The 8,064-nt window shown below is 71.0% G+C and carries 7 protein-coding genes; all 7 read right to left on the bottom strand.

The annotated features are described in order from the left end of the window. Positions 1-85: 85 nt before the first annotated feature. Positions 86-1,360: an MFS transporter gene (locus GA0115259_RS21110; protein ID WP_093599494.1), complete on the bottom strand. Its 1,275-nt coding sequence runs from the start codon at positions 1,358-1,360 to the stop codon at positions 86-88. Between the two features lie 6 nt (positions 1,361-1,366). Then, positions 1,367-2,656, bottom strand: a complete 1,290-nt coding sequence (locus GA0115259_RS21105; protein WP_093599491.1) for an ATP-grasp domain-containing protein — start codon at positions 2,654-2,656, stop codon at positions 1,367-1,369. A 120-nt stretch (positions 2,657-2,776) separates the two neighbouring features. After that, on the bottom strand, positions 2,777-4,105 hold the full coding sequence (locus tag GA0115259_RS21100; RefSeq protein WP_093599488.1) for a cation:proton antiporter: 1,329 nt from the start codon (positions 4,103-4,105) through the stop codon (positions 2,777-2,779). 1 nt (position 4,106) lies between these two features. Then, the gene (locus GA0115259_RS21095; RefSeq protein ID WP_093599485.1) at positions 4,107-5,897 is read right to left on the bottom strand and encodes an ABC transporter substrate-binding protein; all 1,791 of its coding nucleotides are present in this window, start codon (positions 5,895-5,897) and stop codon (positions 4,107-4,109) included. Then, a complete protein-coding gene (locus GA0115259_RS21090) occupies positions 5,897-6,223 on the bottom strand; it encodes an avidin-fold protein (RefSeq protein WP_093599482.1) in 327 nt (108 codons plus the stop codon). The genes GA0115259_RS21095 and GA0115259_RS21090 overlap by 1 nt, the downstream gene beginning before the upstream one ends. Next, complete coding sequence (gene ddaH / locus GA0115259_RS21085; RefSeq protein WP_345941025.1) at positions 6,220-7,101, bottom strand: dimethylargininase; 882 nt, start codon at positions 7,099-7,101, stop codon at positions 6,220-6,222. The genes GA0115259_RS21090 and ddaH overlap by 4 nt, the downstream gene beginning before the upstream one ends. 51 nt (positions 7,102-7,152) lie before the next feature. Continuing rightward, the coding region (locus GA0115259_RS21080) for an ATP-grasp domain-containing protein (protein ID WP_107469235.1) at positions 7,153-8,064 on the bottom strand (912 nt) is incomplete at its 5' end.

Below are 8,064 nucleotides of genomic sequence, written 5' to 3'. Positions count from 1 at the left end.
CGCCCTCGGCTGCCCGGCGCCGACGGCAGCACGACGGCCGCCGCCCCTCGCGGGGACGGCGGCCGTTTCGTGTGGGGGGAATCCGTTATGCGTCGGCCGGCTGCGCGGCCGGTTCGCCGGTCGGCTCGCTCTGCTCCGGAGCCGGGGTGCGGATCGCGGCGACACCGAGCCCCGCCGCGGCCAGCCCGATCACACCGAGCAGCGGCCACACGTCGTGGCCGAGCCGCACGAACAGCAGGCCGCCCAGGACCGGCCCGATGGCCGTGCCGAGCGCGTGCATGAACTGGAAGGCGCCGATGTACCGGCTGCGCAGGTGCGCCGGGCCCGCCGTCGCCGGGTGGGCGAACACCGCGGGACCGCCGATGATCTCGCCGAGGGTCCACACCAGCGTCGCGCCGATGATCACGGCCGCGCCCATCGGCATGCCGTACAGGGCCACGCCCAGACCGACCAGCCCGAAGGACAGGCCCACGACGAGCCTGGTGCGCCACTGCCCGGTCACCTTGGTGAGCGGCAGTTCGAAGGCGATCACCATGAAGCCGTTCAGGGAGACCGCGGCCGTGTACCAGAACAGATCGAGGTCATGGGCCTCGACGTCCAGCGGCAGCGTCGACAGGTACTGCACATAGATGATCGCGTTGAACAGGGTGGCCGCCAGATAGAGCACGTACCGGCGGTCGCGGAGCATCGCCCGGTAGCCGCCCGCAGTGCCGCTCTCCTCCTCGGCAGGGGCCGCCTCCGCGGTGCCCTGCGCGGCCCGGCGGGGCAGGACGGCGGCCGCGACGACGGCGTAGGCCAGCGCGATCACCGCCTCGCCCCAGAACAGCAGGGTGTAGCTCTCCCCGTCGAGGTGGTAGAGCCCGAGGCCGACCATGGGCGCCGCCATCGCGCCCACGTTCAGGCACCAGCGGTACATGCCGAAGACGACGACCTGGCTGCTGCCCGAGGTGAGTTCGGAGAGCAGCGCGGCGGCGGCCGGCCGGTAGAGCTGGGCCATGAGGCTGGCCAGGACGACCGCCACGACGAGCGTCGGATAGTTGGGCAGGTAGAGCAGCGCCGCGGTGAGCACGGCCGTGCCGGCCATGCCCAGGATCGTCGCGTTGCGGGCCCCGAGCCGGTCCGCGAGGGTGCCGCCGAGCAGCACACCCGCCACGCCGCCCGCTCCGTAGGCGCCCAGCGCGTAGGACGCCTCGCTCTCGGAGTAACCGCGGTAGGTCAGGTAGAGCACGATGAAGACGTTGAGGAATCCGCCGAGCTTGCTCAGCAGCACGCCCGCGAGGATGGTCTTCACCGCCGCCGACGAATCCCGGAACGTGGCCCAGATCGCCACGTTGTCGTCCTTCTTCTCCTCAGTTGCCATGCACGTTCACTCTTCTCTCGCATGGGTGGCGTCCTGACCGCTGCGCACGTGCAGTGCCGCCTCGGCGGCGTCCAGTGCCGCGCCGCACTCCTCGACGGCGCCGCCGGTGGCGATGGCGAAGGCGATCCGCCCCCAGACCGTGCCCTTGGGCGGCGGGGACACGACGGCACCGGCCCTGGCGACCGGCACCAGTTGTTCGAGCGCGGCGGGCAGACCCGCCTCGTGGAACGAGACGGACTCGATGCGGGTGTCGTCGTGCTCGACGTAGAAGAAGCGGATGCCCGCGACCCGTCGGTGGGCCGGGGTGGTGCCGGGCGTGATGCCGCAGGCGACGCGCGCCGCGGCGAGCCCCGGGTCGATGCCCGTGGCCAGCATGCCCAGGTAGGGGATCATGTCGCCGCCGAGCCTGCCGTTGACCTCGATCAGCCGCGGGCCCGCGACGGTCAGCATGAACTCGCTGTGCGTCCAGCCGTCCCGGAAGCCCAGCGCGGTGTGGGTGTCCTGGAGGGCGTCCAGCAGCTGCGGGTCGGTGAGCAGCGGGTCGTCCCCGTCGACGAAGTGACCGATCTCCTCGGCGTACGGCGGATAGCCCACGACCTTGCGGCCGATGAACAGCGGTACCACCTTGCCGTCCTGGACGACCGCGTCGACGCTGATCTCCTCGCCGGTCACCAACTCCTCGACGAGGACCGGCTGATCGGTGCTGTAGAGCAGCGGCTCGGGGTCGGGGCCCTTCATCCCGGCGGTGAAGGGGAACCTCTGCGCGAGCTCGGCGGCGTTCTCAACGCGTACGACGCCGAGGCTGGCGCCGAGGCCGCGCGGCTTGAGGATCGCGGGGTAGCCGACGCGGTCGGCGGCGGCCAGGGCCTCGTCGAGCGTCTTGACCGCGACGGAGCGGGGCTGGGCGACACCGGCCTCGTCCAGGGCGGCCCTGGTCTGGCCCTTGTCGCGCAGCCGCCAGATCACGTCCGGTTCGCCGTTGCGCAGGCGGAGGGCCTCGGCGACGTAGGCGGCGGCGTGGATGCGTCCCTCGTCCCAGCACAGGACACCGGCGACGGGCGTCGCGGCGTGCAGTTCCCGGGCCGCGCGGGCCATCGCCGGGCCGTCCAGGGTGCTGGGCAGGACCGTCCAGCCGGAGATGTACTCCTTCTCCCAGGTGGGTTCGTCCACATGGAAGAGATGGATGTCGAACTCGCCGCGAATGGAGCGCAGCAGATACTCGCGGTACGTCCGCATGCCCGTGGCCACCACGAGCAGCAGCGGCCGCTCTCCCGTCGCCTTCTGCACTTCTCTCATGTCACCTTGCCTTTCGAGGAGTTGGGGGTGGCCGAGCGCGCACAGGTGGACGGGTCGGCCTCACGTTAGTGCCGGTTCACCGGGGGAAATCCGGAGCGGCGGAAATTCAGTGCGTCTGCGTCAGGAATTCGACTCCAGCGCCGGGCCGCCGGCCATGACGTGCTCGCGGACCCGTTCCTCGCGGGTGACGGGCATGCGCCCCACGGACATGCGCAGCAGGGGCGCGGCCATCACGGACGTCACGATCGCGACCAGGACGATGATCGTGTACATCTCGGTGGTCAGGATCCCGAGCCGCAGGCCGACCATCGCGATGATCACCTCGATCACCCCGCGGGAGTTCATCCCGGCGCCGAGCGCGAGCGCCTCCCAGTGGCCGAGCCGGCCGGCCCTGGCCCCCGCGTACGCCCCGGCGAACTTGCCGACGATGGCAACAGTCAGCACCAGCACGGCGGAGAGGGCGACCTCGGGCCGGGCCATGGCGGTCAGGTCGATCCGCAGCCCGGCGGTCGCGAAGAACAGCGGGGCGAGGACGGTGACGGCCATGATCCGCAGCGGGGCGAGCCGCTCGCGGTCCAGTTCCCCGGACGAGCCGATCAGGACACCGACGATGAAGGCACCGATGATCGCCTCCATGTGGAGCGCGTGACTGGCCACGGCTCCCAGGACGATGAGCACGGTGCACACGGCAGGCACCGACTCGCCGTTGCCCGCCCGGGCGGCCCCCCGCAGCAGACGGCGGACCAGCGGCCGGCCGACGAAGAACGCGCAGGCCAGCATCGCGATCAGATACACCACGGACAGGGCGACGTCCGGGCCGTGCACGCCGGTGGTGGCCATCGCCGAGACGACGGACAGCAGCAGCCAGCCCGCGATGTCGTCCACCACGGACGCGCCGACGATGAGCTGCCCGATGTTGCGGTGCAGCAGCCCCATGTCGAGCAGGGTCTTGGCGATGACCGGCAGCGCGCTGACGCACAGCGCGACACCGGCGAACAGGGCGAAGACGGTACGGTCCACGCCGTCGACGAGCAGGGTGGCCGGGATCGCCAGGGCGACGGCGACCCCGCCGGCGAACGGCACCACGAGGCCGCCCGTGCTGACCAGGACGGCGGCCCTGCCCTTGCGGCGGACCAGCCCGAGGTCGATGTTCATGCCGGTGATGCCCACCAGCAGCAGCACCCCGAGCTGGCCCGCCGCGTCGAGCAGGTGGATGGACTCCGGCTGCTGGGGCAGCAGCCAGGCCGAGAAGGCGGGGGCCAGCGGGGCGAGCAGTGAGGGCCCCAGCACCACGCCCGCGCAGAGTTCGCCGACGATGGAGGGCAGCCCGAGCCGCTGTGCGAGCCGGCCCAGGAGTACGGCGGTGCCGAGCAGGACCCCCACCTGGAGCAGGAACATCAGCAGCGCGTGGGAGCCCAGGGGCGCCACGGGAGTCGCGGACAGATCCATGTCACGCGTCCTCGCGGTAGTACCAGTTCTCGGGGTTGATCATCCCGAACGGGTTCACGGGCCCGAATCCCCCGAGGTTGTTGGCCACTTCGAAGAGCCGGATGGGGAAGTTCGGCGTGAAGATGACCGGCACCTGCTCGGCGATGAAGTCCTGGTAGGTGTAGAGCGCCTCCAGGTCGTCGGAGGTGACGGACGCCTCGATGAGCCGGTCGGCCCGCGGGTCGCTGTAGTGCCCGAAGTTGCCGCCGGCGCCGGTCTGGAACAGGATCTCGCCGCTCGGGTAGTGGTAGGCCCAGCCGCCGTTCCAGCAGGTCATCTCCCACAGGCAGTCCGGCCCCGCTGCGCAGGGCGCGTCCTCGGCGACGAGCACCGAGCCGTACACCTCCTCCATCCGCAGCTCGATCCCGGCGGCCGCGGCGTCCTTGCGGTACTTCTCCATCAGCCGGGTCAGCGCCGGGCGCCCCTCCACGTAGCGCAGCGAGAAGCTGAGCTTGGTGCCGGCGGGTATGCCCTCGCCGGCCTGGCCGGGCCCGGTGCCGGGGCTCACGCAGACGGCCGGAGTGGTGGTGGTGTCCCAGCCGTTGGCCGCGAGCAGCTCACGGGCCCGGTCGACGTCAAAAGGCAGCGGCCAGGCCCCGTCGCGCTGGCGCGGGGAGACGAGGTCGGTCGCCGGGACCATCGGCACCGGGCCGTTCTGCCGGTAGGCGTAGCCCTGGTAGATGTCGCGTACGGCGGAGTCCTGGTCGAGGGTGCTCTGGAGCGCCTGCCGGAAGTACGTCTGCCGGAAGATCTTCGCGGCCACCGTGGGGTTGTTGTAGTTGAGGCAGAAGTAGCGGATGCAGAAGGCGACCTGCGGCACCAGCGTGTAGGTGTCCGCCAGCGGGTTGGGGCCGCCCACGGTGGGGTCGGTGGCCGGTTCGGAGGCGAAGCTCAGCGGCAGGTAGCCGACCTGGATGCCGCCCTCGCCGTGCGGGCCGGCCTTGAGCATCTCGTACTCTTCGTCGTCCGAGAACGTCGGCACCTGGCGGAACTCGTCCAGGTATGGCTTATTGGGCCCGGAGTAGTGCTCGTTGGGGACGAAGGTGACCAGGCCCTCCAGCGTGTAGCTCTTCAGCCGCCACGGTCCGCTGACCACGCTCCACACGGGGCTGTCGGCCCATCGGGTGCGGTGCGCGTTGCCCTCGTCGATGATGTCGCCCTGCTCCGCCATCAGATAGTCGTAGACGGCGGGTACGTCGGCGACACCGCCCGACGCGTTCGCGGGCCCCTCGGTGGTGCGGTCCCAGGCCCTCGGCAGCGGGGTGATGGTGCTGAGCTGGTTCATCAGCACCCACTTCTTCGAGTAGGCCTTGTCGAAGGTGAAGTAGACGGTGTCCTCGGCGAGCTTGCCGTAGGAGGTCAGGTTGTCCGGGAAGTAGCCGGGGACGTACTCGCCGTACCGGTCGCCCTTGACCTTCATCAGGTTGACCCAGAACAGGACGTTGTCCGCGCACAGCGTCTCGCCGTTGGACCACTTCCACGGCTTGACCTTCACGGTGACGGTCAGGCCGTCCTCGCTCCACCGCGGGGGCTCGCCGATGCTCTGGTCGTAGTCCACGTCCGGGGTGCCCTGGCTGCCGAAGTAGTAAAGCGGCCGGTACATCAGCATCTGGAACTCGTAGATGTTCCGGGTCCCCATCCGTTCGGCCGGCGTGAAGGGGAAGATCACCGCGGGCGGGAACCCGGGCGCGCACGCCCAGGTCACCGTGCCGCCCTTCCTGGGGGCGGACGACGGGGCCGTTGACGACGACATCACTTGACCTCCTTCAGATACGAGACGCCCTTCGCGGCGTGGGTGCCGAAGCGCTCCCACTCCTCGCGCAGATCGATGCCGCCGTCCTCGCGGAGCTCGGGGGTGCTGCGGCAGTGGCCGGACACGACCTCTCCGTCGTCCAGGACCATGGAGTAGGCGAAGTCCAGCGAGCCGTCGGGGGCGCACACGCCGGTCAGCGAGCCGCGCCGGGCCCTGCCGCCGGAGAAGGTGCCCCACAGCAGGTCGCCCTCCTGCCGGTAGAGCGCGGTGCGGCCCTGGGCGTCCGCCTCGGCGGGGCGGAACCTGCGTCCGTCGTAATTGATCACGCGCCGGCCTCCGGCTCCGCGTCGCGGATCTCGAGGGTGCAGCACTTGGAGCTGCCACCGGACTTGAGCAGCTCGGACAGGTCCACGCCGATCGGCACGAAACCGCGTGCCCACAGCGCGTCGATGAGGTGGGTGGCCTGCTCGGGCAGCAGCACGTGCCGGCCGTCCGAGACCGCGTTCAGGCCGAACACCGCCGCGTCGTCCTCGGTCGCCTCGATCGCGTCCGGGTACAGCTCGCGCAGGGTCGCCCGGCTCTCGGCGGTGAAGGCCGCCGGGTAGTACATGATCTCCTCGTGGTCGAGTACGGCCAGCGCGGTGTCGAGGTGGTAGAAGCGCGGGTCGACGAGGTCCAGGGTCACCACCGGCAGGCCGAGGAAGTGCTCCGCCTCGGCGTGCGAGCGCCGGTCGGTGCGGAAGCCGGTGCCGGCGAGGATGCGGTCGCCGGTGACGAGGTAGTCGCCCTCGCCCTCGTTGACGTGGAAGGCGTCGTGGACGTCGTAGCCGCGCGCACGGAACCAGTCGGCGTAGGCCGGGCCCTCGGCGGCGCGCTGTTCGTGGCGGAACCGGGCGGCCAGCACACGGCCGTCGACGACGGTGGCGCCGTTGGCAGCGAAGACCATGTCGGGCAGTCCCGCGACCGGTTCGATCAGCTCGACCTCGTGGCCGAGCCCCAGGTAGAGGCTGCGCAGCCGCTCCCACTGGGCGACGGCAAGCGCGGCGTCGGTGGGCTTCTCCGGCGCCATCCAGGGGTTGATGGAGTAGACGACGTCGAAGTGGACCGGCGAGCACATCAGATAGCGCCGGGGCCGCACCGTCCGGACCGGGCGGCCGCCCGGGGCCGCGGTGTTCCGGCGTGCGGACGAGGTGTCTTGCTGCACTGTCGATTCTCCTTGCGCGGAAGTGGGCGGGAGGGGTCGGGCGGTGCGGGCTCAGGAGGCCGTGGCGGCGTCGGTGAGCGCCGGCGTCTGCTGCCGGAACGTCACCTCGATCCGGGAGGCGAAGTCGTTCATCGTGCGGAACGCCTCCTCCTGTGAGGTGCCGGTCGTCCCCAGGAAGCCGAGGATCGTGTTGCCGTCCGGGGGCCGGCGGACGACATCGCCCGGCCGGGCGGTGATCTTGAGCAGGAAGACCTTGTCGGACTCGGCGACCTCCGCCGGCACGTCGACCCTGTCGACCACGCCCGCCTCGCTGATCAGGCACATCGCGGTGATGTGGACGCCGGTCGGCGTGAAGTGCCGTACGTCGGGGCGCACTCCGAGCCCGATGTCCACGACGGCCTTGATCGGGTCGTGGTCGGCGGTCTTGCGGGCGATGAGGTCGAGGCCACCGCCGCCGACCCGGGCGGCGATCTCCAGCAGGTGCGGCTCGCCGTCGTGGAACCTGACCTCGGCGTGCATGACGCTGCGCCGCAGTCCCTGGGCGTGGGCACCGGCGCGCACCGCGCGGTGCACCTTCTCGATGTCCTCGGGGCCGAGCGAGGTCGGCGCGTGGTGGACGTCGTCGTCGAAGGTGCCGCCCTCGGCCGTGATGCGGTCCACGATCGAGCCGAGGTAGACCTCGTCGTCCCAGACGACGGCCTCCATCAGGAACTCGCGGCCGTCCAGGAAGGACTCCACGAGCAGTCCGTTCGGGCCGAGGTCGACGCCCTCGGCCTCGGAGTTGACCCAGAACAGGTCACGGATGCCCTCGGCGGCCTGGGCGTGCCGCAGCGCCATCTCCTCGGGGTTGTCGACCCGGAAGACGAAGTGGCTGCCGGCGCCGAGGGTCGGTTTGAGGATGACCGGGTAGCCGAAGTCGGCTGCCGCGCCGAGCGCGTCGTCCAGGCTCTCCACCAGCCGGTA

The sequence above is a fragment of the Streptomyces sp. MnatMP-M17 genome, from assembly GCF_900091995.1.
Taxonomy (GTDB): Bacteria; Actinomycetota; Actinomycetes; order Streptomycetales; family Streptomycetaceae; genus Streptomyces.
This window is presented reverse-complemented; position numbering and strand designations above follow the sequence as displayed.

Coding starts and splice junctions, on each gene's coding strand:
- GA0115259_RS21110 (WP_093599494.1), bottom strand. CDS start 1,360: ATGGCAACTGAGGAGAAGAAGGACGACAACGTGGCGATCTGGGCCACG.
- GA0115259_RS21105 (WP_093599491.1), bottom strand. CDS start 2,656: ATGAGAGAAGTGCAGAAGGCGACGGGAGAGCGGCCGCTGCTGCTCGTG.
- GA0115259_RS21100 (WP_093599488.1), bottom strand. CDS start 4,105: ATGGATCTGTCCGCGACTCCCGTGGCGCCCCTGGGCTCCCACGCGCTG.
- GA0115259_RS21095 (WP_093599485.1), bottom strand. CDS start 5,897: ATGTCGTCGTCAACGGCCCCGTCGTCCGCCCCCAGGAAGGGCGGCACG.